At 67.1% G+C, this 24,731-nt stretch carries 22 protein-coding genes; 14 read left to right on the plus strand and 8 right to left on the minus strand.

Annotation, left to right across the window (positions count from 1 at the left end):
- The first annotated feature begins 17 nt into the window (after window positions 1-17).
- Genes TK49_RS20275 through TK49_RS20285 form a run of 3 tightly spaced genes read left to right on the plus strand, consistent with a single transcriptional unit; the run spans window position 18 to window position 3,624 of the window.
- On the plus strand, window positions 18-482 hold the full coding sequence (locus TK49_RS20275; protein ID WP_045219501.1) for a (2Fe-2S)-binding protein: 465 nt from the start codon (window positions 18-20) through the stop codon (window positions 480-482).
- Window positions 479-2,686 (plus strand): xanthine dehydrogenase family protein molybdopterin-binding subunit, encoded by a 2,208-nt coding sequence (locus TK49_RS20280; RefSeq protein WP_045219503.1) that lies wholly within the window; start codon window positions 479-481, stop codon window positions 2,684-2,686. Before TK49_RS20275 ends, TK49_RS20280 begins: the two co-directional genes overlap by 4 nt.
- Before the next feature lie 8 nt (window positions 2,687-2,694).
- A complete protein-coding gene (locus TK49_RS20285; RefSeq protein WP_045219505.1) occupies window positions 2,695-3,624 on the plus strand; it encodes a LysR family transcriptional regulator in 930 nt (309 codons plus the stop codon).
- Here the strand turns inward: TK49_RS20285 and TK49_RS20290 are convergent.
- Complete coding sequence (locus TK49_RS20290; RefSeq protein ID WP_181817438.1) at window positions 3,600-4,616, minus strand: AraC family transcriptional regulator; 1,017 nt, start codon at window positions 4,614-4,616, stop codon at window positions 3,600-3,602. The two genes, TK49_RS20285 and TK49_RS20290, sit on opposite strands and share 25 nt — an antisense overlap.
- Before the next feature lie 171 nt (window positions 4,617-4,787).
- Here TK49_RS20290 and TK49_RS20295 point away from each other — a divergent pair, with 171 nt between their 5' ends.
- From TK49_RS20295 to TK49_RS20325, 7 genes are all read left to right on the plus strand, one after another.
- Complete coding sequence (locus TK49_RS20295) at window positions 4,788-5,921, plus strand: acyl-CoA dehydrogenase (protein WP_045219507.1); 1,134 nt, start codon at window positions 4,788-4,790, stop codon at window positions 5,919-5,921.
- A gap of 61 nt (window positions 5,922-5,982) precedes the next feature.
- Window positions 5,983-7,677, plus strand: a complete 1,695-nt coding sequence (locus TK49_RS20300) for an AMP-binding protein (RefSeq protein WP_045219509.1) — start codon at window positions 5,983-5,985, stop codon at window positions 7,675-7,677.
- Window positions 7,678-7,749: 72 nt separating this feature from the next.
- The gene (locus TK49_RS20305; RefSeq protein WP_027679403.1) at window positions 7,750-9,297 is read left to right on the plus strand and encodes a CoA-acylating methylmalonate-semialdehyde dehydrogenase; all 1,548 of its coding nucleotides are present in this window, start codon (window positions 7,750-7,752) and stop codon (window positions 9,295-9,297) included.
- 19 nt (window positions 9,298-9,316) lie between these two features.
- A complete protein-coding gene (mmsB, locus tag TK49_RS20310; RefSeq protein WP_045219511.1) occupies window positions 9,317-10,210 on the plus strand; it encodes a 3-hydroxyisobutyrate dehydrogenase in 894 nt (297 codons plus the stop codon).
- Window positions 10,210-11,007, plus strand: coding sequence for an enoyl-CoA hydratase (locus TK49_RS20315; protein ID WP_045219514.1), 798 nt, complete (start codon window positions 10,210-10,212; stop codon window positions 11,005-11,007). The genes mmsB and TK49_RS20315 overlap by 1 nt, the downstream gene beginning before the upstream one ends.
- On the plus strand, window positions 11,004-12,155 hold the full coding sequence (locus tag TK49_RS20320; RefSeq protein ID WP_045219517.1) for an enoyl-CoA hydratase/isomerase family protein: 1,152 nt from the start codon (window positions 11,004-11,006) through the stop codon (window positions 12,153-12,155). Before TK49_RS20315 ends, TK49_RS20320 begins: the two co-directional genes overlap by 4 nt.
- Window positions 12,156-12,516: 361 nt before the next feature.
- Window positions 12,517-14,286, plus strand: a complete 1,770-nt coding sequence (locus tag TK49_RS20325; protein ID WP_045219519.1) for a phospholipase D-like domain-containing protein — start codon at window positions 12,517-12,519, stop codon at window positions 14,284-14,286.
- Window positions 14,287-14,313: 27 nt separating this feature from the next.
- Here the strand turns inward: TK49_RS20325 and TK49_RS20330 are convergent, their stop codons facing one another.
- Entirely contained in the window at window positions 14,314-15,807 is a 1,494-nt protein-coding gene (locus tag TK49_RS20330) for an acyl-CoA synthetase (RefSeq protein WP_045219521.1), read from the minus strand.
- Window positions 15,808-15,969: 162 nt separating this feature from the next.
- Here TK49_RS20330 and TK49_RS20335 point away from each other — a divergent pair, with 162 nt between their 5' ends.
- Window positions 15,970-16,185 (plus strand): helix-turn-helix domain-containing protein, encoded by a 216-nt coding sequence (locus TK49_RS20335; RefSeq protein ID WP_045219522.1) that lies wholly within the window; start codon window positions 15,970-15,972, stop codon window positions 16,183-16,185.
- A 408-nt stretch (window positions 16,186-16,593) separates the two neighbouring features.
- Here TK49_RS20335 and TK49_RS20345 read toward each other — a convergent pair whose 3' ends face one another.
- A complete protein-coding gene (locus tag TK49_RS20345; protein WP_045219525.1) occupies window positions 16,594-18,537 on the minus strand; it encodes a S9 family peptidase in 1,944 nt (647 codons plus the stop codon).
- A gap of 78 nt (window positions 18,538-18,615) precedes the next feature.
- Entirely contained in the window at window positions 18,616-18,804 is a 189-nt protein-coding gene (locus TK49_RS20350) for a hypothetical protein (RefSeq protein WP_045219526.1), read from the minus strand.
- Between the two features lie 148 nt (window positions 18,805-18,952).
- Here TK49_RS20350 and TK49_RS20355 point away from each other — a divergent pair, with 148 nt between their 5' ends.
- The gene (locus TK49_RS20355) at window positions 18,953-19,465 is read left to right on the plus strand and encodes a ferritin-like domain-containing protein (protein ID WP_045219528.1); all 513 of its coding nucleotides are present in this window, start codon (window positions 18,953-18,955) and stop codon (window positions 19,463-19,465) included.
- Between the two features lie 202 nt (window positions 19,466-19,667).
- Here TK49_RS20355 and TK49_RS20360 read toward each other — a convergent pair whose 3' ends face one another.
- From TK49_RS20360 to TK49_RS20365, 3 genes are all read right to left on the minus strand, one after another.
- Window positions 19,668-19,943 carry a DUF6566 family protein gene (locus tag TK49_RS20360; protein ID WP_157774025.1) on the minus strand — a complete coding sequence of 92 codons (276 nt, stop codon included), beginning with the start codon at window positions 19,941-19,943 and terminating at the stop codon, window positions 19,668-19,670.
- A gap of 5 nt (window positions 19,944-19,948) precedes the next feature.
- Window positions 19,949-20,110, minus strand: a complete 162-nt coding sequence (locus TK49_RS24640) for a hypothetical protein (RefSeq protein WP_157774026.1) — start codon at window positions 20,108-20,110, stop codon at window positions 19,949-19,951.
- A 71-nt stretch (window positions 20,111-20,181) separates the two neighbouring features.
- Complete coding sequence (locus tag TK49_RS20365; RefSeq protein WP_045219532.1) at window positions 20,182-21,075, minus strand: manganese catalase family protein; 894 nt, start codon at window positions 21,073-21,075, stop codon at window positions 20,182-20,184.
- Between the two features lie 167 nt (window positions 21,076-21,242).
- Here TK49_RS20365 and TK49_RS20370 point away from each other — a divergent pair, with 167 nt between their 5' ends.
- Together TK49_RS20370 and TK49_RS20375 are read left to right on the plus strand one after the other, a co-directional pair.
- Entirely contained in the window at window positions 21,243-22,538 is a 1,296-nt protein-coding gene (locus TK49_RS20370) for an Nramp family divalent metal transporter (RefSeq protein WP_045219534.1), read from the plus strand.
- An 84-nt stretch (window positions 22,539-22,622) separates the two neighbouring features.
- Window positions 22,623-23,000 carry an ABC transporter substrate-binding protein gene (locus TK49_RS20375; protein ID WP_115044478.1) on the plus strand — a complete coding sequence of 126 codons (378 nt, stop codon included), beginning with the start codon at window positions 22,623-22,625 and terminating at the stop codon, window positions 22,998-23,000.
- A gap of 12 nt (window positions 23,001-23,012) precedes the next feature.
- On the opposite strand, the gene TK49_RS20380 is transcribed toward TK49_RS20375, so the two are convergent.
- On the minus strand, window positions 23,013-24,557 hold the full coding sequence (locus TK49_RS20380) for an FAD-dependent oxidoreductase (RefSeq protein WP_045219540.1): 1,545 nt from the start codon (window positions 24,555-24,557) through the stop codon (window positions 23,013-23,015).
- Window positions 24,558-24,731: the final 174 nt, after the last annotated feature.

Consider the following 24,731-nt stretch of genomic DNA (forward strand, 5'->3'; position numbering starts at 1 on the left):
TTCTGGAGGAGACAATGATGACCGAGATTATGGTCAATGGCGCGCCCCATGCGCTGGATGACGCCGATGCCGACATGCCCCTGCTCTGGGTGCTGCGCGATCGGCTGAGGCTGACGGGCACCAAGTTTGGCTGCGGCGGCGGCTTTTGCGGGGCCTGCACCGTCCATCTGGATGGCGCACCGATCCGCGCGTGCATCACGCCGGCATCGGCCGCGGCCGGGCACAGCGTGACCACCATCGAAGGCCTGTCGAAAGACGGCACGCACCCGCTGCAACGCGCCTGGGTGGCCGAAGACGTGCCGCAATGCGGCTACTGCCAATCGGGGCAGATCATGTCGGCCGCTGCGTTGTTGGCGGCAGGCACGCCTGTCAACGACGAGGCCATCACGAATGCCATGGCCGGCAACATCTGCCGCTGCGGCACCTACGGGCGCATCCGCCAGGCCATCAAGCGCGCCGCCGACGAGCGAGGCAAGGCATGAACGCGCCGCGTGACTTGCATGCGCCGTCGCGCCGCCGCTTCCTGCAGCAGAGCGCGCTGCTGACGGCGGGGCTGGCGGTCGGCTTTCGCTTGCCCGATGCACTGGCCGCCGGCAAGGATGGCGCCGCGGGGGAATTCGAACCCAATGCCTGGGTGCGCGTGCTGGCCGACAACACCGTCAAGATCGTCGTCCACAAGCACGATTCGGGCACCGGCACGCAAACTGCGCTGGCCGCCTGCGTGGCCGAAGAGCTGGATGTGGACCCGATGCGCATTGCCGTCGTCACGCCGGAAGATCCGTTCTTCCAGGACTACATCCATCCGGTCTGGAAGGTGTATTCCACCGGCGGCAGCACCAGCGTGTCGCTCGAATATGCGCGCCTGCGGCAAGCCGGCGCCACGGCGCGCGCGATGCTCATCAGCGCGGCGGCGCAACGTTGGGGCGTGCCCGTGGCCGCTTGCAGCACCGCCGACGGCACCGTCATCTGCAATGCCGACGGCCGCAAGGCCACCTACGGCGAACTGGCCGATGCGGCGGGCCGTCTGCCTGCGCCTGCCAACGTGACGTTGAAGGATCCAGCGGACTTCAAGTACATCGGCAAGCTTCGGCATAAGCGCGATGCGCTGGCCAAGGCGACGGGCCGGTTCCAGTACGGCATCGATGTGTCGTTGCCCGGCATGCTGGTGGCGGTCGTGCAGCGTGCGCCCATGCCCGGTGCACGTGTGCGCCGCATCGACAGCGCCGAGGCGTTGAAGGTGCGCGGCGTGCGCCAGGTCATGACCATCCCGATGCGCGCCGATGTGCTTGGCGGTAACCAGGAAGGCGTGGCCGTGCTGGCCGACGACTACTGGGCCGCCAACAAGGGCCGCGCGGCGCTCAAGGTCGAGTGGGACGACAGCGCCTTCGCCGATTTCGACAGCGGCCAGGTCGCGCAGCACCAGGCCGCATGGCTTGCCAGCGGCAAGGCGCGCGTGGTGCACACCGTGCAGACCGGCAACACGGACGTGGCGATGGCCCACGGCGCCAAGCGCATCGATGCGGCGTATCGCATGCCGTACAAGCAGCAGAATCCGCTGGAACCCGTCAACATCACCGCGTGGTTTAAGGACGGTGCCATTCAATACTGGGGTGGCATCCAGGTGCCATCCACCGCGATGGAAGCTGCCGAGGTGATCTGCGGCGTGCCGCGCGACAAGGTGGTGCTGCACGAGATGGTGTCGGGTGGCAGCTTTGGCGCGCGCGAGAGCAAATACTGGTTGTTCGAAGTCAGCTATCTTGCCAAGAAGACGGGCGTGCCCGTCAAGCTGATGAATAGCCGCGAAGACGAGATGCGCGCGCTGTACGGCCACCCCGCCACGTATCACCGCCTCGAAGGCGCGCTTGATGCGCAGGGCCGGCTCGATGCGCTGCGCATCCGCGCGGTGTCGCCCGCATCGCCGGAACAGTGGGAGCCGGGCTACTTCGACCGCCCCGATCGCATGGACTACAGCACCACCGAGGCCCTCTCGAAGTGGGATTTTCCATACCGCGCCAACCACATGGACATCGGCTGGGTGCGGCACGAAACGGGCATCCCGACGGGCTGGTACCGCGCCGTCAGCTTCATCCCCAACGTCTTCGCCACCGAGAGCTTCATCGATGAGCTCGCTGTGGCGGCCAGGCGCGATCCGGTTGATTTCCGTATCGCTCACATGGCCGACCGGCCCCGGCATGTCGACGTGCTGCGCGCCGCCGCACAGCGTGCCGGGTGGGGACGGGCTGCTCGCGGACGCGCACTGGGCGTCGCCACGCATCAGGCGTACGACAGCTATATCGCCGTGGTGGCGCAGGTGGCGCGCAAGGACGGCCGCGTCGTCGTCGAAAAGCTCACCTGCGTGGCCGACGTTGGCCTTGCGGTCTCGCGCACGGGCGTGGAGGAGCAGCTGTACGGCGGGCTGATGTGGGGCCTCGGCCATGCGCTGTTCGATCGCATCGACATCCAGGGCGGCGCGGTGCAGCAGAGCAACTTCCACGACTACCCCCTGATGCGCATGTCGGACATGCCCGCCATCGACATCGTCATCGTCGATGGCAACCGCGACAAGCCCGGTGGTGTGGGCGAGCTGGCCAACCCGCCGGTGGCGCCCGCCATCGCCAATGCCATCTTCCGGTTGACCGGCAAGCGCCAGCGCGAAACGCCGTTCAACTTCGGTCTGAAGGCGTAGGGCATACCGTGGACATCCGCCTGCTGCGTTACTTCTCGGTGCTGGCCGACGAGCTGCACTTCGGCCGGGCGGCGGCGCGCCTGTTCATGTCGCAGCCGCCGCTGAGCCAGCAGATCCGGCTGCTGGAAGACGAGATCGGCACGCCGCTGTTTGTGCGCAGTCATCATCGCGTGGAACTGACGGCCGCCGGACGCACGCTCAAGGAGCAGGCGCCGTTGGTGTTCGCCCAGCTCAACCGCGCGCTGGACCTCACCCGGCAGGCGGGCCGCGGCCAGGTGGGCGAGCTGGAAATCGGCATGATCAGCTCGGTGATGGTGGGATTGCTGCCCGAAGCGCTACGCCAGTTTCGCGAGCGCTACCCCGGCGTCGAATGGCGCCTGCAGGAGATGACGCCCGCCGCGCAGGTGGCCGCGCTCAAGGAGCGCCGCATCGATGCATGCATCTTCCGGCTGGGGCAGGAAGACCCCGCCGTGCGCAGCGAACTGCTGCAGCACGAGCCGATCGTGATGGCGTTACCCGCCACGCACCGCCTGGCCGGCCACACAAGCCTGGCCCTCGGCGACTTTGCCGGCGAGCCGTTCGTTGCGTTCGAATCCAAGCGATCGCGCTTTGCCGATCACCTGCTGCATCTGTGCATCCAGGCCGGCTTTGCGCCGCTCGTGCGCCAACAGGTGACCGAAGTGCAGACGCTGTTGGCGCTGGTGAGCGCGGGCTTTGGTGTGGCGCTGCTGCCAGGCTCCACGGCGAACCTGGCGCCGCCCGGCGTGGTCTTCCGCCCGCTGGAGCCGGCGCTGCCTGCTGTGCCGCTGTACGTCCACTATCGTGTGGACGATCACTCGCCGGTGCTCAAGGCGTTTCTGGAGACGCTGCGGGAAGTGAGCGGCACGGCCGGGGACGCCGTCGCCGCGCAGCCTCAGCCCGCGCGGGCCGGCCGATAGTCGGTCGGTCGCATGCCCGTCCATTTGCGGAACGCCCGGTGAAAGGCGCTCGGTTCCGCAAAACCGACCGCGGCGGCAATGTCCGCAATCGTGCGCCGCGTGTCCTGCAGCAGGCCAATGGCGATGTCACGCCGCAGGTCGTCCTTGATGGATTGATACGTGTGGCCCTCGAGCTTCAGGCGCCGCCGCATGGTGGCCTCGGCCACGTTCAGTTTGAGCGCCATTGCGTCTGACGCGGGCCAGCTCGCCACGGGCAGATTGCGCAGCGTCTTGCGCACGCGCGCGGCGAAGGAATCGGGGTTGCGGTACTTGACGATGAAGTTGCCCGGCGCGTCGCGCAGGAACGTCTTGCTCGACGCGGCCGTCTGAATGACCGGCAGGTCCAGAAAATCGGGCGACAGGTCGACGTACGACGCATCGTGCCTGAACACCATGTCGTCGCAGAACATCAGGCGATATTCCTGCGCATCCTGCGGCGCCGCACAACGGAAGCGCGCGGCAATGAACGGAATGCGCCGCCCCACGAGCCAGCACACCAGCCCGTAGACCATGATGAGCCACGTGGCGTAGGTGAACATGGGCGGCACCCGCGTGCCCTTGCGGTGCACAAAGACGAGACGCACACGCTGATCGTCTTCTTCAACGCGCACATGCAGATCGTCCAGCACCAGGCGCAGAAAACCCGTGGCCCGGGCGAGCGCCTGCCGGCCCGTGCGGGCGGTCAGCGCCGCCTGCGTCATCGCCACGAAGCTGCCCCAGCGCATGGGGTGCGCATCCTGCCCGAAGAACTCGTCGTCCATGGCCTGCGCAATGCCGGCCCACAGCGCACCGTACTGCGCCGATGACACGCGGCTGCGCGGCTGCGCCAGCATCTGCGGCGTGATGCCCGCGGCGGCCATGATGGGCTGCATGTCCACGCCATGCGCGCGGGCGCGCGTCACGGCCTCGTTGACGAGGCTGACAGAGACGGTTCCTTTTTCGTTGTTTTTCATCGGTATGGCAAATCCGCTCACGCAAGTTGATCGTGACGGGCATCGAAGCCGCCCAGCCGCGTGCCTACACTTTTTCCCCATCGAACCCGAGCGCCGCGGGCTGCACAGTGTAAGGCGCCTGCACAGGCAGCGTCACGCGGCACCGGTCAGCAAACAAGCAAGAGCCAAGCGATGGACGACCTCTATACCGAAGAGCAGCGGATGATCCAGGACGCCGCGCGCGATTTTGCCACCGAGCGCCTGGCGCCCAACGCCGCGCAGTGGGACCGTGACGGCGCCTTGCCCGACGAGGTGGTGCGCGAGATGGGTGAGTTGGGCCTGCTAGGCATGATCGTGCCCGCGGAGTGGGGCGGTTCGTACACGGACTACGTGGCCTATGCGCTCGCGCTGGAGGAGGTGGCCGCCGGTTGCGCTGCCAGCGCGACCATGATGAGCGTGCACAACTCGGTGGGCTGCGGGCCGATCCTCAAGTTCGGCACCGAGGCACAGAAGGCGCGTTACCTGCCGGATCTGGCCACCGGCCGCGCGATTGGCGCGTTCTGCCTGACCGAGCCGCATGCCGGCTCCGAGGCCAACAACCTGCGCACGCGTGCGGTGCTGCGCGACGGCAAGTGGGTGCTCAACGGCAACAAGCAGTTCGTCACCAACGGCGCACGCGCCAACATCGCCATCGTCTTTGCCGTGACGGACCCTGAGGCGGGCAAGCGCGGCATCTCCGCCTTCATCGTGCCGACGGACACGCCGGGCTTTCACGTTGGGCGGCCCGAACACAAGCTCGGCATTCGCGCGTCTGACACCTGCCCGATCACGCTGGAAGACTGCGCCGTGCCCGAAGAGAACCTGCTGGGTGAACGTGGCGAGGGCTTGAAGATCGCATTGTCGAACCTGGAAGGCGGGCGCATCGGCATTGCCGCGCAGGCCGTGGGCATTGCGCGCGCCGCGTTCGATGCGGCGCGCAACTACGCGAATGAGCGCATCCAGTTCGGCAAGGCGCTGCGCGAGCACCAGACCATCGCCAACATGCTGGCCGACATGGCCACGCGCCTGAATGCGGCGCGCCTGCTCGTCCACCACGCGGCGCGCCTGCGCAGCGCAGACAAACCGTGCCTGTCGGAAGCCTCCCAGGCCAAGCTCTACGCATCGGAACTGGCGGAGGAGATCTGCTCCAACGCCATCCAGATCCATGGCGGCTATGGCTACCTGGCCGACTACGCCGTCGAGCGCCACTATCGCGATGCACGCATCACCCAGATCTACGAAGGCACCAGCGAAGTCCAGCGGATGGTGATCGCGCGGCACGTGTAGCACGCCCCGCGCACATCGACCGCATACGAAAGAGCGCAAACGCGCCGACCAGGAGACGACGATGAACGAACCGGTATCTGCAGCACAGGGTTTTGTGGAAGCGCGCGATTTTCTGCTGCGCCATCGCACCGACTACGACCGGGCGTATCGCGAGTTTGCGTGGCCGACGCTGGACACGTTCAACTGGGCGCTCGACTACTTCGATGTGATGGCGCGCGGCAACGACAACCCGGCGCTGTGGATCGTCGATGACGCGCATGGCGAAGGGTTGAAGCTGTCGTTTGCGCAGATGTCGGAGCGCTCGTCGCGCATGGCGAACTTCCTGCGTGGGCTTGGCATCGTGCGGGGTGACCGTCTGCTGCTGATGCTGCCGAACCGTGTCGAACTGTGGGACGTGATGCTTGCGGCGATGAAGCTCGGTGCGGTGGTGCTGCCGGCCACGACGCAGCTTTCGCCGGATGACGTGCGCGACCGCGTTGAACTGGGCGGCGCGCACTGCGTGGTTGTCGACGCGGCGGAGCTGCACAAGTTCGACAGTGTGGATGCAAGCGTCAAGCGCATCGCCGTGGGCGCGCAGCGCGAAGGCTGGATCGACCTGGCAGCAGCGTACGAGGCGCCCGCCCAGTTCGTGCCCGAGGGGCCGACCAAGGCGACCGATCCGTTGCTGCTGTACTTCACCTCGGGCACCACGTCCAAGCCGAAGCTGGTCGAGCACACGCACCAGAGCTATCCGGTCGGCCACCTGTCGACGATGTACTGGATCGGCCTGCAACCCGGCGACATCCACTGGAACATCAGCTCACCCGGGTGGGCGAAACACGCGTGGAGCTGTTTCTTTGCCCCGTGGAATGCGCAGGCCTGCGTGTTCGTTTACAACTACGCCCGCTTCGTGCCGAAGGACACGCTGGACGTGCTGGTGCGCTTCAACGTGACCACGCTGTGCGCGCCGCCCACCGTGTGGCGCATGCTGGTGCAGGAGCCGCTGGCGTCCTACGCCGTCAAGCTGCGCGAGATCGTCGGTGCGGGCGAGCCGCTGAACCCCGAGATCATCGAGCGTGTGCGCAGCGCCTGGGGCGTGACCATTCGCGACGGCTTCGGCCAGACCGAGACCACCTGCCAGATCGGCAACACGCCGGGCCAGCCGGTCGTGCCGGGCTCGGTCGGGCGCCCGCTGCCCGGCTACCGCGTGGAACTGGTCGACCACGACGATCAGCCCGCCAGCGAAGGCGAAATCGTGCTGCCGCTCTCGCACCGCCCGCTCGGCCTGATGCAGGGCTACGCCAACAACGCCAAAGCCACGGCCGAGGCCATGCGCAACGGCTATTACCACACGTCCGACGTTGCGATGCGGCGCGACGACGGCTACTTCGTCTACGTGGGTCGCACCGACGACGTGTTCAAGTCGTCCGACTATCGGCTGAGCCCCTTCGAGCTGGAAAGCGTGCTGATCGAGCACGAGGCCATTGCCGAGGCCGCCGTGGTGCCGAGTTCCGATCCGCTGCGGCTGTCCGTGCCCAAGGCGTTCGTGACGGTGCGTCAGGGCTATGAGGCTGGCCCCGAGCTGGCGCGCGCGGTGTTCCTGTTCTCGCGCGAAAAGCTGGCGCCCTACAAGCGCATCCGCCGGCTGCAGTTCAGCGAGCTGCCCAAGACCATCTCCGGAAAGATCCGCCGCGTGGAACTGCGTCGGCTGGAGCTTGAACGTACGCCGCAACCGGCTCGCCTGCCCGGCGAGTACTGGGAAGAAGACTTCGCCTGATGTGCCCGTCCCGCATTGAACCCATTACCGCCACCGCAACCGCAACCGATACCGAATCGCCAGGAGACTCCCATGAGCGCCGTTGCTTCCCTCGCTTCCGCCAAGCCTGCTGCACAGCAGGACACCCCGCCCACCGTCAAGCTGCTGATCGGCGGCGAATTTGTTGAATCGCAGTCGAAGGAGTGGCGCGACATCGTGAACCCCGCCACGCAGGAAGTGCTGGCGCGCGTGCCCTTTGCCACGGCCGGCGAAGTGGACGCGGCCATCCGCTCCGCACACGCTGCGTTTGCCACGTGGAAGAACACGCCGGTCGGCGCGCGCATGCGCATCATGCTGAAGTTCCAGGCGCTGATTCGCGAGCACTCGCCGCGCATTGCCCGCACGCTGACGGCCGAGCAGGGCAAGACGCTGCCCGATGCAGAAGGCGACATCTTCCGCGGGCTGGAGGTGGTGGAGCACGCGTGCTCCGTGGGCTCGCTGCAGCAGGGCGAATTCCTGGAGAACGTGGCGGGCGCGGTCGACACCTACACGCTGCGCCAGCCGATTGGCGTGTGCGCGGGCATCACGCCGTTCAACTTCCCGGCCATGATTCCGCTGTGGATGTTTCCGATGGCCATCGTGTGCGGCAACACGTTCGTGCTCAAGCCGTCGGAGCAGGATCCGCTGTCGACCATGCAGCTCGTTGAGCTGGCGCTGGAAGCCGGGGTGCCGCCGGGCGTGCTGAACGTCGTGCACGGCGGCAAGGATGTGGTGGATGCGCTGTGCACGCACGAACATGTGAAGGCGATTTCGTTTGTCGGGTCCACCGCGGTCGGCACGCATGTGTATCGCCTCGGCAGCGAGCACGGCAAGCGTGTGCAATCGATGATGGGCGCGAAGAACCACGCCGTGGTGCTGCCGGACGCAAATCGCGAGCAGGCCATCAATGCGCTGGTGGGTGCGGCCTTCGGCGCAGCGGGGCAACGCTGCATGGCGACCTCCGTCGTCGTGCTGGTGGGCGCTGCGCAGCAGTGGGTGCCGGATCTGATCGCCAAGGCAAAAACGCTCAAGGTGAATGCCGGTGTCGAGCCGGGTACCGATGTCGGCCCCGTCGTGTCACGCGCCGCCAAGCAACGCATTCTCGGGCTGATCGAATCGGGCGTGCAGCAGGGCGCCACGCTGGCGCTCGACGGCCGCAATGTGCGCGTCGCGGGTTACGAAGACGGCAACTTCATCGGCCCCACGGTCTTTACCGACGTGAAGACCGATATGGACATTTACACCAACGAAATCTTCGGGCCCGTGCTGCTGGTGCTGACCGCGCCTACGCTGGACGATGCGATTGCGCTGGTCAATGCCAACCCGTTCGGCAACGGCGTGGGCCTGTTCACGCAGAGCGGTGCGGCGGCGCGCAAGTTCCAGAGCGAGATCGACGTGGGGCAGGTCGGTATCAACATTCCCATTCCGGTGCCAGTGCCGTACTTCAGCTTTACCGGCTCGCGCGGCTCCAAGCTGGGTGACCTGGGCCCGTACGGCAAGCAGGTCGTGCAGTTCTACACGCAAACGAAGACGGTCACGGCGCGCTGGTTTGACGACGCGGTCGATGCCGGCGGCGTGAATACCACCATCAGCCTGCGCTGACCGCACCGGGAGCGTTGACATGAAAATCGCATTCATCGGCCTGGGCAACATGGGTGCCCCGATGGCGCGCAACCTGCTCAAGGCGGGCCACGCGCTGACCGTCTTTGATCTGAATACGCAGGCCGTGGGCGCGCTGGTGGAAGCCGGTGCCATGGCCGCTGTATCTCCCAAGGACGCCGCGACGGGCGCGGAAACCGTGATCACCATGCTGCCCGCCGCCGCGCATGTACGCCACGTGCTGACGGCGGAAGACGGCGTGCTGGCGGGTATCGCCAAGGGCGTGCCCATCATCGATTCGAGCACCATCGACCCGGCCAGCGTGAAGGCGTTTGCCGCGCTGGCGGCCGAGCACGGCAACACCTTTGTCGATGCGCCGGTCTCGGGCGGCACGGGCGGCGCGGCAGCCGGCACGCTGACGTTCATGGTCGGTGGCACCGCACAGGCGTTCGAGCAGGTGCGTCCGGTGCTGTCCGCCATGGGCAAGAACCTCGTGCATTGCGGCGACACCGGCGCGGGCCAGGGCGCGAAGATCTGCAACAACCTCGTGCTCGGCATCACCATGGCCGGCGTGGCCGAAGCCATGTCGCTGGGCGAGGCGCTGGGCATCGACCCGAAGGTGCTGGGCGGCATCATCAACACGTCGACGGGCCGGTGCTGGAGTTCGGATACTTACAACCCGTTCCCCGGCGTGATCGAGACCGCGCCGTCGTCGCGCGGCTACACGGGCGGATTCGGTACCGACCTGATGCTCAAGGATCTGGGCCTGGCGGGCGACGCAGCAAAGTCCGTCCGTCAGCCTGTCTACCTGGGCGCGTTGGCGCAGCAGCTCTATCAAACCGTGAGCAGCAAGGGCGATGGCAAGCTGGATTTCTCCGCCGTCATCAAGCTGTATCGGAAAGACGGAGCGGCGTGATGATCGAACTGGAAACGCTGCATGAGGGCACCGTCGCAGTGCTGACGCTCAAGCGTCCGCCGGCCAACGCGTTCACCCCGGAAGGTCTGCTGCAGCTGCAAGGCACCGTCGAGCGATTGAGCGCCGATGCACGCGTACGCGCCATCGTCGTCACCGGCGATGGGCCGAAGTTCTTCAGCGCGGGCGCCGACCTCAACACCTTTGCCGATGGCGATCGCGATGTCGCGCGCGAGGCCGCTGCACGTTTCGGTGCCGCGTTCGAAGCGCTGCAGAATGCGCGCCCGGTGGTGATCGCTGCCATCAACGGCTTTGCGATGGGCGGTGGCCTGGAGTGCGCGCTGGCATGCGACATCCGCATCGCCGAGGCCCATGCCAAGCTGGCCGTGCCGGAGACGGCCGTCGGCCTGCTGTGCTGCGGTTGCGGCACGCAGACGCTGCCCTGGCTCGTGGGTGAAGGCTGGGCCAAGCGCATGATCCTGACCGGCGAGCGCGTCGATGCGCAGACCGCCCTGCGCATTGGCCTGGTGGAAGAGGTGGTGGAAACGGGCGCTGCACGCGAAGCCGCCATCGCCATGGCGATGCGGGTGACGACGTTGAGCCCGCAGGCCGTCACCTTCAGCAAGCAGCTCATCCATCAGGCGCGCAATGGCGTGCCGCGCAGCGCGGCGCTGGCCGTGGAGCGCGAGCGCTTTGTCGATCTGTTCGACCACCCGGACCAGCGCGAGGGCGTGAATGCCTTTCTGGAGAAGCGCGCGCCGCGCTGGCATTCCTCACACGAATCGGAGACGCTGCAATGAGTGCCGTCCAACTGCAGGCGGCGACGCCCCAGGCCGCCGCTGCCGAGCCCGAGGTGTTGATGCGCGTGGTGAACCGCGTGGCCGTCATCACCTTGAACCGGCCGTCTGCGCTGAATGCGCTGTCGCACGGCATGGTGCGCCAGTTGGCCACGCTGCTGGAGCAATGCCGCCATGACGACGGCATCGCCGCGCTGGTGCTGCGCGGCGCGGGCCAGAAGGGCTTCTGCGCCGGCGGCGATGTGCGCGCGCTCTATCAGCTTGCGCAACAGGGCCGCATGGACGGCGACGACGGCTGGCTGCAATTCTTCGTCGACGAATACCGGCTCGACTACGCGCTGCACCAGTTCCCGAAGCCCATCGTTGCGCTGATGGATGGCATCACCATGGGCGGCGGCATGGGCCTCGGGCAGGCCGCACGGCTGCGCGTCGTGACCGAGCGCACGAAGATGGCGATGCCGGAAACGCGGATCGGTTTTCTGCCCGACGTGGGCGCCACGCGCTTTTTGAGCGTGATGTCGCCCGAGCTTGAGCTGTATGTCGGCCTGACCGGCGTGACGCTGACCGGCGCCGATGCGCTGCATTGCCACCTGGCCGATGTGTGCGTGCCTGCCGAATGGCTCGCCTCGTTCGAAGACCGCCTGCAGCGCATGCCGCACGATGGCGACCTCATGCAGGCGCTGCGCCGCGTATTCGAGCCGCCGTGCAACATCGTTCCGCACGCGCCGCTTGCACAGGCGATGCCGTGGGTGTTGCGCTATTTCGACCGGCGGTCTTCGGTGGATCGCATTGTGGCCACGCTGCGAGAGAGCCTCGAACGCGAACCGGCACGCGAGCCGCGCCAGTGGCTGCAGGCGACGCTTGACGCCATGACCACGCATTCGCCGACGATGCTGCATGTCACGCGCGAAGCGCTGCTGCGGGGCCGGCAGTTGTCACTGGCGGAATGCTTCCAAATGGAACTGGGCATCGTTGCGCGCGGAATCCAGGAAGGCGATTTCTGCGAAGGCGTGCGCGCGCATCTGGTGGATAAGGATCACCGGCCCGGCTGGGCGCCGGCCACGCTGCCGCAGGTGCGGCCCGAGCGGGTGCGGCATTTTCTGACGTCGCCCTGGCGGGCGGAGGTGCACCCGTTGGCGGGGCTTGGTTGAACCGGCATGTGACCGGCATGCCGCAAAAGCAGCGGATGCGTTATTTCCTGCAGACCGCCCAGGACAATAAGTCGGTTTCGTGACAAATTTCTGTCATCGCTTACGTGTAACTTACACGGGCGAGGAGAGGTCACCCCTCACGTTCTCATCGTACGCAGCGGCTTCCGCTGCGTTTTTTTTTTGCGCGTTTTTTGCCCCGCCGTCTCGCACCTGCTGGGCGAATCCGCAGATCGGATTGAAACCGCGTTGAAGTCACGGCCTGCCAACCCGCATGGCAGTTGGGTTTCGGTGCCCGGCGTCAGATGGTTGTCACAATCGCGGTGCTAACTGGACGGATGCTCTGCCACCCCAGGAGGCTCCCATGGCGACATCCGTCGATTCATTTCAGGTGAAGGTGTATCAGGGCGACAGCGCCGTGCTGTTCGCGTTTGATGTGGCCGATGCCGATCGCGCCGATCTGGCCGGTTTTGCCATCCAGTGCACGCCGCAGGGCGGAGCGCCTTACTGGGTGCCCAACCGGCTCACCTTCGACACGCCCATCCATGCAGATGCGCCGCTGAAGGCCGGCCACTATGCCGATTCCATCGACGCGCCGTTTCAGTCATTCCACTGGGTCCACTTTCCGCCGCATGCCGCTGCGCAGCTGAGTTACACCGTGCACGCGCGCTACTTTGCGTCGACGAACCCGGTGCAATTGGAGACGCGCGCCACGCGCACCGTCACCGTCACGCTGCAGCAGCCGATGAGCGATTGGGCCACCGTGGGCATGGTGCGTGGGTATGTGTCGTCGCAGGCGTTCATCGATCACTACGGCGGCAACACCGCGCTGGCGCCGGACAAGCGCGCGCAGACAAAATCGCCGCTGCTGTACGACACGCAGCCGTATCAGAACAAGTACGCCTACCTGGGCGCCACCGGCCGCCGTCTCATCATCGATCTGCTGAACCAGTGCCATGCGTCCGAGGGTTACGGCATCGACGTGCTGGCCTATGACCTGGACGAGCCCGACATCATCCGTGCGCTTGCGTGGCTTGCGCAGAACGGTCGCAAGGTCCGCGTGATTCAGGACAACTACGTCGGCACCGGCGCCAGCCCGACGGGCCACGGCACCGACAACGCGTTTGAGACGCAGGCTGCCGAATACTTCCGGCAAGCCGGCGCCGATGTCCGTCGCACGCACCTGGCGCGGTTCCAGCACCACAAGGCCATCTTGCTGCGTGATGCGGCCGGCAAGCCGGTGCGCGTGCTGGCCGGTTCTGCCAACTTCTCGCTGCGCGGGTTGTATGTGCAGGCCAACAGCGTGCTCGTGTTCGAGCAAGACGCCGCGCAGCTGTATGCGCAGGTGTTCGAGCGTCTGTGGGGATGGATCGGTCAATACGGTGAAGACGCCGCCGGCAGCCGCAAGGTGGCCGCAGCCTTCCGCGCCGACGCGCTGGCCGCCAGCTGGCAGGCGGTGCCGCAAGGCAGCACGCCGCGTGCGCGCTTCGGCTTCTCGCCGCATCAGACCGATGCGTTGCTGACGGAGGCGGCCGACCGCGTGAAGGGCGCGCTGTCGTCCGTGCTGTTTGCGGTGATGGCCACCGATGGCGGCGGCGAGATGCTGACCACGCTCGAACAGGTGGTGCCGCACAAGGCTGGGCTGCTCTCGCTGGGCGTGATCGACAAGCCGGGTGGTGTCGATGCCTTTGCGCCCGGCCGCGATGTGCCGTCGCAAACCGTGTCGTTCGCGTATTTGAAGGACGAAGCGCCTGCGCCGTTCAAGCAGGAAGTGGATGCCGGCACCGGCCAGCACATCCACCACAAGTTTGTCGTGTGCGATTTCAATGGCGATGAGCCGGTCGTGTTCTGCGGCTCGTCCAACCTGTCAAAGGGCGGCGAAGAGCAGAACGGCGACAGCCTGATCGCCATCTATGACCCGGCCATCGTCACGGCCTATGCGATCGAGGCCATCCGCCTGTTCGACCACTACCGCTTCCGCGCGGGGGAATCGAAGGCCACGGCCGACAAGCCGCTGGTGCTGAAGCCGACCGGCGCATGGGCCGACCCGTACTACGATTCGCAGAACATCAAGTTCACCGAGCGCACGCTGTTCGCCAAGTCGGGCACAGCGCAGGAGGCGCTGGTCGCGTGACCGATGCCGGCGGCGGTGCGTGCAGCCTTAAACGCGTCGCTGCCGGTCGCCCCACCACGCATCGCGCAGCCGGCGCTTGGCGATCTTGCCGTTGTCGTCGCGCGGCAGTGCTGTGGTGAATTCAATCTGGCGCGGGATCTTGAAGCCTGCAATCTGCCCGCGCAGCCATTCGATCACGGGTTCGGCCTGCGGGTCTTTGCGTTCAGTCTGCACCACCGCGACGAGGCGCTCGCCGTATTCATCGCACGGCACGCCAAAGACGGCGCAGTCGACCACATCGGGGTGGCGCAGCAGCGCATGTTCGATCTCGGCCGGGTAGATGTTCACGCCGCCCGAGATGACCATGTCCGATGCGCGGTCGCACACATACAGGTAGCCGTCGGCATCGAGATAGCCCATGTCGCCGAGCGTGACGAGGCCGTCGCGCTCGATCTTGCGGCGCGCCTCGTCGTTGCCGCGGTAGGTGAAATCGGGGTAGGCGGGCTGGCGGCTGTAGATCAGGCCGATCTCGCCCGTCGCGCATGGCGTGCCGTCTTCGCGCAGGATGCGCACCTCGGCGTCGCACACCGGGCGGCCCGCGCTGCCGGGGCGGGTGGCGGCGTCGCGCGGGTCCATCACCGTGATCATGCCGGTCTCGCTCGAGGCGTAGGTTTCATAGATGACGGGGCCGAGCCAGTCGATCATCTTGCGTTTGATCTCCGGCGCGCACGGTGCACCGGTGGACGCCACGAAGCGCAGCGAAGACAGGTCGTAGCGGCTGCGTTCTTCGTCCGTCAACTTGAGCAGGCGCACATACATGATCGGCACGAGGTAGACGGTGTCGATGCGGTAGCGCTCGATCTGCTCGAGCACGCGGCGCGCATCGAAACGCGCGTTCACCACCAGCAGCTCCGCCATCTGCGCGGCTTGCTGAGCGAAGAGGCTGGGTGCGCTGTGATAGAGCGGCGCCGGCACCAGCGCACGGCAGCCCGGCACGATACCGAACGTGGCCGCCACCACGGCACGGGCCTTCTGCAGATGCGCGTCGAGCTGGTCGAGCGGCACGGCCTGACGCACCACGCCCTTGGGCCGCCCGGTAGTGCCCGAGGTATAGGCCATGTGCCCGCGCGGCGATACCAGCGGCCCGTCGTACGGCGTCTGCAGCGCAAGCCAGTTGGCATAGCCGTCGGCACGGTCGGTGCCTTCGGCGTCCACGCGCAGCAGCTGCACATGGGCCGGCAGCAGCGGTTCCGCCGCGTCGACGAGATCGCGATGGCCGATCAATACCTTGGCGCCCGAATCGCGCACGAGGAATTCCACCTCGGCCGGCGTGAAGTGCCAGTTGATCGGGCAGAAGTAGCATCCCGCGATGCGGCAGGCGTGCATCACGTCGATGTAGGCCGGTGCATTGCGCAGCAGCACGCCGATCACGTCGCCCTCCTGCACGCCCAAGCGGCGCAGACCGCCGGCAAGGGCGGCGCCGCGCGCGAGCAGCGTATCGGCGTCGGTGGGGCGATCGTCGAAGATCAGGTGGGCGGTCATGCGTGTCTCCGTGGTGACGGGCGCGAGGTCTCGGTGCCTCGGTCTGGCTGTGGTTCGAATCTACGCAGCATGCCGGATTGGACGGCGCTGAACAATCTGCTTGGGATTGCGCACACTGGTGAATGCCATTGAACAACGCCGAGCTGCTGCTCCTACCCCGCCATGGAGCTCAAGCTCATCCACCTGTTGGTCGAGATCGTGGAGGCGCGCAGTTTTACCTCCGCCGCGCAAAAGCCCGCCATGACGCGCTCGAACCTGAGCAGCCGCCTGAAGGCATTGGCGCGCGAAACCGGCGCGCAGTGGCAGCGCCGTTGCACGCGCGGCCTGGAGCTCACGCAGGCCGGCGAGCCGCTCTTTGAGCACGGACGCCGCACGTAGCAAATTCCTCTCCTGCGTCCGGCGTCACATCGGTAAGAGCCAACGCCCGTATCACTATTGCGCAGAGTCGCGCATAAGACGCTGGACACCCGTTTCGGCCGTTCGTATGGTCATTCACGGAAGGGCCATCCGAATGCGAGGCGGAGACCGGCGATGGCAACGGAGAAGAGCATGCAGACCACAGTGAGCGCGAACAAGGGGCGCGTGGAAGTGCGCGCAGATCGGGGCGAAGACGGCAGATGGCACAGCGAATTCCGGTTCATTCCCACAGACGGCGCGCCGACGGGATGGACCGCCTCTGGGCTGCCGGAGGGTTTCATATCGCTTGGGATGGCGTTGAGCGCCGGCATCCTCCTCGGGCGGATGTCGGCCGAAGGGTGGAAGACATAGCACGCATCCGGCCGCGCATCAGCGGTGGGGCGGCTCCAGCGCGAGCCACTGGGTGAGCCAGTCCACCGTGCGTGCTGCCGCGTCGATGCGGTACGACGGGCGGCCGTCCTCGAAGAAGTGGTGCCCGCCGCCAGGGTAGAGCACCAGTTCCGCCGGGGCTGCGTCGGTGGCGGCGAGCGCGGTGAAGAGCTGCTCGGCTTGCCCGCGCGGGCAGCGCTCGTCGTCCATGCCTTGCAGAAGCAGCATCGGCGTCACGGTATTCGCTGCACACGCAACCGGCGACAGGCGGTTGTACGTCTGCGGCGCGTCCCATGGGCTGCCGTCCAGCGCGTAGGGGTCGGCATACGGGCCCGAATCGGATGTGCCGAAATGGCTGCGCAGGTCGGCCACCGGCGCGGAGACGATCGCAGCGCGGAACCGGTCCGTCGTGCACGCCCCCCATGCGGCGAGATAGCCGCCATACGATTTGCCGGCAGCCGCGAGCATGCCGTTGTGCACGCCACTCGCGTGCAGCGTATCAGCCACCGCGAGGTGCTGCGGCAGGTCCAGCTCACCCCACCGGCCGCGCAGCCTGTCGCTGAATGCGCGGCCGAAGCTGCTCGAACCCACGGCGTTGACGGCCACGATCGTCCACCCGTGCGACCACAGGATGTTCCAGTACGGGTGTGATGCGAACGACAGCAGCACGTAGCTCGCCGGCCCGCCATGAAAGTCGATCAGCAACGGCCCCGGTGTGTGCGGCTGCGCACTGCGGATGACCCAGGCCCAGACCGTCTCCTCACCGCCCGCATCGCTCTTCACCACAAAGGGTTCGTAGCGCACCTCGGGCAGGCAGCGCTCGTACCACCATGCGTTGAGTGCCGTGAGTTGGCGCTCTTCACCGCTGCCGGCGTCCCAGACGTGCAGCTGCCCGGGCTCGCCGATCGACTCGGCCACGAAGTACAGCGTGTCGCCCGCGCGACTCATGGCCGAGATGTGCCTGAGGCCGGACAACACCGTCTCGGTGCGTCCGGACGCCGCGTCGATGCGCGCCACCTCCTGCAGGCCGTTGCGGGCGGCGATGGTCTCCACGGCATCGGACGCGGCAGACCAGTGCAGCGATTTGCCGGAAACCACTTCGATGTCCGCGCTGCCGAGCCCGCTGACGCTGCCCGTGCCGAGGTCGAGGCACCACAGCCGCGTCTGGGAATCTCCGCCGCACTCGCTGCCCGCAAAGGCGATGCGCTTGCCATCCGGCGAGGGCACCGGGTCTTGCACGATGGCCACTTCGTGCGTGAGCTGGCGCGCATCCGTGCCGTCGCGGCGCAGGGTCCAGATGTCGGTGCGGTGCGCCATCCTGCCTTCGCGCGTGCGTGTGTAGTACAGCGATTCGCCATCGGCACTCCACGTTGCGTGCCGGACTTCGTAGCGCCCCTGTGTGAGCTGCCGGTGCGCGCCGCTGCCGGCATCGACGGTAAACAGGTGCGTACGTTCATCGAGCGTGAAGCCGACACCGTCCAGCTTGTACGGCACTTCCGTGATGACCTGCACACCTTCTGCACAACGCTTGCCGTGCGTCGTGTCCGGCGGGTCGACGTGCGCGAGCGCGATGGCCAGCAGCGACCTTCCATCGGGCGCCCAGGCGAAGGTCTGCACGCCATTGGGCAGGTTCGTGAGCCGGCGCGCCTCGCCGCCGTGCGGGCGGATCGTGTAAATCTGCGGCGGTCCGCCGTCGCGGTCGGAAAGAAAGGCGATGGTGCGCGCATCGGGCGCCCATTGCGGGGCGCTGTCGAGCGCGGTGCCGCTGGTGAGCTGCCACGGCGGTTCGTCTTCGTTGCCGGCGATCCAGAGAGACGATCGGTATGCGTCGGCATGGGCGTCGATCGATTCCACGCAATAGACCGCGCGCTGTGCCGGGCACGCAGCCAGGCCGGTGATGCGCACATGGTGGAGGATGTCGTCAACGGAGAAGGGGCGCGTCATGGCAGGTCTCACTGGGCGGGGCAAAAAAAAGGGCCCCGCAACGCATCGGCGAGGCCCGGGCCGGAGGATGTTGCGGGCTTACTCCTGGCGACGCTGCTCTTCGTCGCGGCGCTCGCGGCGCTGTTCTTCATCGCGCCGGCTTTCGCGCTCGCGGTCTTCCTCGCGCCGGTTTTCCGCCGAGCCGCCCTCGCGGCGTTCCTCGTCGCGGCGGTTTTCGTTTCGGGACGTCTGACTGCTCTTGTCTTCGCTACGCTTCTGGTTGGACATCATTTGCTCCGTCGTTGGTGCAGGCAACAAGTCCTGCATGCACGATGCAGCAATGCGTGTGCCGCTCGCCGGACGCACGCCGCCTCTTGCAGAGCGGCCAGGCCCGTGCATTGCGTTGTCGTTGGCTCCACTCGACACAGGAGTTCCTATGACCACCTCCGCCAAAGACCATCTGCTCGACTGGTTGCGCGACGCGCACGCCATGGAAGAACAGGCCGAACACATGCTGCGCTCCCAATCGTCGCGGCTCGAGCATTACCCGCAGCTCAAGGCACGCATCGATCAGCACATCGAAGAGACGCGGGAGCAGCAGCGCATGGTGAAGTCGTGCATCGACCGGCTCGGCGGCAGCACGTCGGCCATCAAGGACATGGCCGCGCGCATCACCGCATTCGGGCAGGGCCTGAGCGGCATGTTCGTCTCGGACGAAGTCGTCAAGGGTTCGATGGCAGGCTATGTGTTCGAACACATGGAGATCGCGGCGTATACGACGCTGCGCGCGGCGGCCCAGCACTGCGGCGACACCGAGACCGTGCGCGTCTGCGACGCGATCCTGCCGCAGGAGCGCGCCATGGCCGAATGGCTGTCGCAGCATCTGCCTGAAGTGACCCAGGCCTTCCTGACCCGCGCACAGACGCCTGGGCTCGAGGCCAAGCGCTGAGCGCGGGTCGCTCCGATGGCCGACATCCGCTGGATCTTCGTGGCGCTGCTATGCGTGGTGGCGCTCGCCTATGGCGCCCTGATCTAGCGCGCCGGGGGCAGCCGCGCGGGCAAGCGGCTGCATTCCCAGCCGGCGGTGTCGCAATGGAGCGGGTCCGGCCGATTCGAGGCCCGGCCCGCGAGCGGCGCGGCGCCGAGGGGGTTCACGGCTGATGCCGGTCGCCGCTCAGCAGCAGATGCGCCTGCTCGAGGCCGTCGCGCACGGCTTCACCGCGGGTCAGCCAGCCGCGCCACGCCTGCGTGAGCTGCGGCATCTCGATGCGCTCTGCGCCCTGGAGCACCGTCACCAGCGGCAGCCACACGCCCTGTTCGTTCTGGATCGCGTACACGAGGATCGTATAGCCGGCGTATTCCACGCGCGCATCGGGAAGGTCGGACATGCGCGGCGCTGCATTGTTGTCGGAGGCGGGGGAAGCCATGTGCATCACCATCCCAGGTCCACCAGCATGGGGGCCGGCCGCGAACGCGGCACGGCCGCTTGCGAGGCGACGGCGCCGGGTATGGCGGCCGGGTCGCGCACCAGCGAATAGGCTGCAATGGCTGCGAGTGTGGTCACGACGATGGTCAGCAGTTCCTGGGTTTCCATGCGTGCTCTCCTGAAAGGCCCCTCCGCACCACGCCGGAACGGAAGGGCCGGCTCGAGTTGCGGGTTGCGGATTACGCGGTACCTTCTTCGTCCTGCGCGCCCATCTCGCCCAGTTCGGCGCCGGTGCGCGGGTCGGTGGCGGTGTCGGAGGCCTGGCGCTCCTTCATCGCCTGCAGCGTGGCGAGTTCAACGTCGCTCAACTGGACCGAGGCACTGCCGTCGCCGCCTGGGTCGGCCGGGATGGGCGGCTCTTCGACAAGCTCCAGGCCCGTGCCGCTGTTCCATGGCGCTTGCACCACCGGTGCCCCGCGCGACATCTTGAAGTACGCATCGCTGAACTCCGGCACCGGCGGCAGCTTGCCCGGAGGGAAGTTGCCCGAGATGGAATACAGCGCCTTCTCAAACGACTTCTGGTGCGCAATCTCGCGTGTCATCAGGAAGCCGAGCGCCTCGCGCACGCCGGGGTCGTCGGTCACGTTCATCAGGCGCTCGTAGATGATCTTTGCGCGTGCCTCCGCGGCGATGTTCGAGCGCAAGTCTGCGGTGGGCTCGCCGATGGAGTCGATGTACGCGGCCGTCCAGGGCACGCCGCCGGAGTTGGTCAGCGCCGGACCGCCGCCATAGAGCACCTGCGTGACATGGCTGTCGTTGCCAGCGCCGTTGAGCTTGCGGTACAGCTCGGCCTGTTCGTCCACGGCTTCGGCCAGCTCACCCTTGGCCCCGCGATTGAGCATGGCCACTATGGTGCCGATCACTTCCAGATGGCTCAGCTCTTCGGTGGCGATGTCGTAGAGCATGTCTTTGCGGCCCGGATCCTCTTCGGCCACCGCCTGCGTGAAGTAACGCATGGCCGCGGCCAACTCACCTTGAGGGCCGCCAAACTGCTCAAGTAGCAGGTTGGCGAGGCCCGGGTCGGTTTCGCTGACCCGCACGGTGTACTGCAATCGCTTGTTGTGCATGAACATGGGATTCTCCTGAGAGCGTGTTCAGGTGTGCGTATGCCGGAGTGGCGAAGGTCTGTCCGCAACGGCTGTTCCATCGCGCGCGGCCTTTGTGTATGCCGCTGCCGGTCGGCCCGGGAACGCCGATTGCGGATACCCGCAGCGCCACGCCCCTCCCTCCCATTGCGCCCATGGACAACAGTCTCCCCCTCGTGCACGACAAGCCTTCTGCCTCTGCCTGCGTGGTCGCGCAGGTGCACGACGTGCTCGAAGGGCGGCGCCGAGGCTGGCGCGTGCTGGCGCCCCTCATGGGGCCGGCCATCGTGGTGTCGGTGGCGTATACCGACCCGGGCAATATCGCGACCGGCATCCAGGCTGGCGCCGGCTATGGCTACCAGCTGCTGTGGGTGGTGGTGGCAGCCAACGTGGTGGCGATGCTGTTCCAGGCGCTGTCGGCGCGGCTGGGCATCGTCACGGGGCAGAACCTGGCGCAGCTGTGCCGCGCGCATTTGCCCGCGCCCGCCGCCCTGGCGATGTGGCTCATCAGCGAGCTGGCCGCCATGGCGACCGACCTGGCGGAGTTCGTCGGCGCCGCCGTGGGCATCGCATTGCTGACCGGCATGCCGCTGCTGCACGCGATGGTGGTGGCCGGCGTCGCGACCTATCTGCTGCTGACATTGCAGGCGCGCGGCTTTCGCAGCATCGAGCTGCTGATCGGGGCGCTGGTCGGCGTGATCGGTATCTCTTACATCATCCAGGTGTGGATGTTGCCCATTGCGTGGGGGGCGGCGCTGCGCCAGGCCGTGATGCCGTCTGCCATGCCGCCGGATGCGCTGATGCTGGCGGCGGGCATCGTGGGCGCGACGGTGATGCCGCATGCGCTCTTCCTGCACTCGGGGTTGACCGATACGCGCGTGCGCCCGCGCAGTGCGCGCGAGACTGCGCAACTGGTGCGCTATTCCAACGTGGAGGTGGTGGTGGCGCTGGCGGTGGCCGGCTGCATCAACCTGGCGATGGTGCTGGTAGCGGCCAGCGCGTTTCACGACGCACATGCCGACGTGGCCAGCATCGAAACGGCCTACGTCACGCTCATGCCGCTGTTCGGTGCGGCGGCGGCGGTCGTGTTCGTGGTGGGGTTGATCGCCTCGGGGCTGTCCAGTTCGGTGGTCGGCACGCTGGCGGGGCAGATCGTGCTGCAGGGCTTCCTGCACGTGCGCATTCCAGTCTGGCTGCGGCGGCTGATCACCATGGTGCCGGCGTTCATCGTCATCGGGGCGGGGGTGGACGCGACGCGGGCGCTGGTGCTCAGCCAGGTGGTGCTGAGCATGGCGGTGCCGTTTCCGATGGCGGCGCTGGTCTGGCTCACGGGTCGGCCCGATGTGATGGGCCCGCACGTGGCCGGCCGCGGCGTCGTGGTGCTGACCACCGTGGCCACGGTGCTGGTGACGGCGCTGAATGCGGTCGTGGTCATCAACAGCGTCTTCTGAGCGCCGAGCGCCTCAACGCACCACTGTCGGCCTCTGCTTGACAGTGTGCTCCTCCGGCGGGGCCGTTCGGGGCGCATCGCCCGCGTGGTCGCAGCGGGCGGCGGCAGGGTGGTGGGTGGCAGGAAGCATCCGCTCGGCGCCCCGGACTTTTCGTCCTACCTGCTGCAGGCGGTCGACTATTCCGCCATGCTCACGTGTCTCAACGCCGTGCAGGCTGCGGGCACGGACGACGCCGACCGCGTGATGGCCAAGCTCAGGTCGATGATGATCGACGACATGTACACCCAGGGCGGCTACGTGCGCGCCGACGGCATGATGCTCCACGACATCTGCCTGTTCGGGGTCAAGAAGCCGTCGGAGTCGGTGCGGCCGAGGGACTACTACAAGCCCGTACAGACGATTCCCGGGGAGCAGGCATTCCACACGCTGGCCGAGTCGACGTGCGCGATGGACGAGAAATAGCGCGGAAGCCGCTCAGCGCTGCTCTGTGTCGCTGCCCACGTCGATGCGCTTGAGCCCCACGTTGGCCGGCCCATGCAGCACGGCGCCGTCCGGGCCGAAGCGCGAGCCGTGGCAGGGGCAGTCGAAGCTCTTCTCCAGACTGTTCCAATGCACCATGCACTTCAGGTGCGGGCACGCGGCATCGAAGGTGTGCAGCACGCCGTCCTGGCTGCGGAAGGCGGCGACATGCCGGCCGATCGCCTTGACGACATGGCCTTCGCCCAGCGGGATGGCGTCCAACGCCGTGGCGGCGGCGCCGCCCAGCCAATCGGCATATCGCGCGGCGACGTTGGCGTTCTCGCGGGCATATTCGAGCGCGGCCGACAGCGACCTGCGCGACGGGTCATACAGCGCGGCCCAGGCATTGTCGCGGCCGCGCACGAGGTCGCAGATCAACATGCCGGCAATGGCGCCGTGCGTGATGCCGTTGCCGGAGTCGCCGGTGACCACGTAGACATGCGCGTCGCCCGGGTTCCGCCCGATGAAGGCGACGCCATCCACCGGCTCCATGACCTGGCCCGACCAGCGGTACAGCGGGTCGTCCACCACCGGGAAGCGCTGCTGCGTCCAGCGGACGAGCCGGGCAAAGCGCGCGTCGGCATCGTCGGCCTGCCCGACCTTGTGATCTTCGCCCCCGCTGATGAGCAACTGGTGATCGGCGTCGAGGTCCCCGGCGATGCGCACGTAATGGTAGGGGTCGGGCGTATCCCAGAACTGGCAGTTCGGCATGTCGCCCCGGCGCACCTTCATGGCGACCACGAACGTGCGGTAGGCCGCCTGTTTGGTGTGGATCGCAAACCGGTCGATGAACGGCGTGTTGGTCGCCACCACGACGCTGCCCGCGCGTATGCGGTGGCCATCGGCGGTAAGCACGCGGGCGGGGCTGCCGTCTTCGACGCCGGTCGCGCGCGTCTTGCCGTACACCTGGCCGCCGCGACGGCGGATGGCCTCGATGAGGCCGCCAAGATACTTCAACGGATGCAACTGGCCCTGCCGCGGAAACCGCAGCGCCGAGCGCAGCACCGCCTTGCCCGTCTGCACGGCGCTCACGCGCTCGACATCCACGAGCCCGGCGCGATGTGCCGCTTCGAACTCCTTGGCCAGAACGTCCTCATCCTCGGGCGATTCGACAAAGAGGTAGCCGTCCACCCGCTCGAAACCGCAGGCGATGGATTCCGCCGTGCAGATCGTCTCGATCCGGTCGATGGCGGCGGCGTGGCTTTGCGCGATCATGTGCGCGGCCTCGCGGCCGAGGTGGTCCTCGATGTGGAAGTAGCGGTCGTCGAACGCCGTCATGAGATGCGCCGTGGTGCGGCCCGTTTCACCGGCGCCTGCCGTGTCGGCGTCCAGCACGATGACCGATGCGCCGGCTGCGGCCAGTTCATAGGCGACCGACAGCCCGGCCATGCCGGCGCCAATCACGCAGGCATCGCAGGTCGCATCGCCCTGCAGCGGCGCGCTGGCCAGTTCGGTGTTTGCCGCCCAGTAAGAAGTCGTGGTGCCGCCATGGTTTGCCATTGTCGTGCTCCGTCGGAACGTGTGCCCTGCGTGCAGCGAGATTCGTGCCGCTGGCGGCACACGGCGTCGTGCGTGGATCACTCCCCGGGGCGGGCACAGCGAATAAGCAAAGACGAAAACGGTCGTTCGCACGCCGCGGGCCTGCCCATATGCTCGCCGGAACGACCTTCCGGA

The sequence above is a fragment of the Ralstonia mannitolilytica genome (assembly GCF_000954135.1).
GTDB classification, from domain to species: Bacteria; Pseudomonadota; Gammaproteobacteria; order Burkholderiales; family Burkholderiaceae; genus Ralstonia; species Ralstonia mannitolilytica.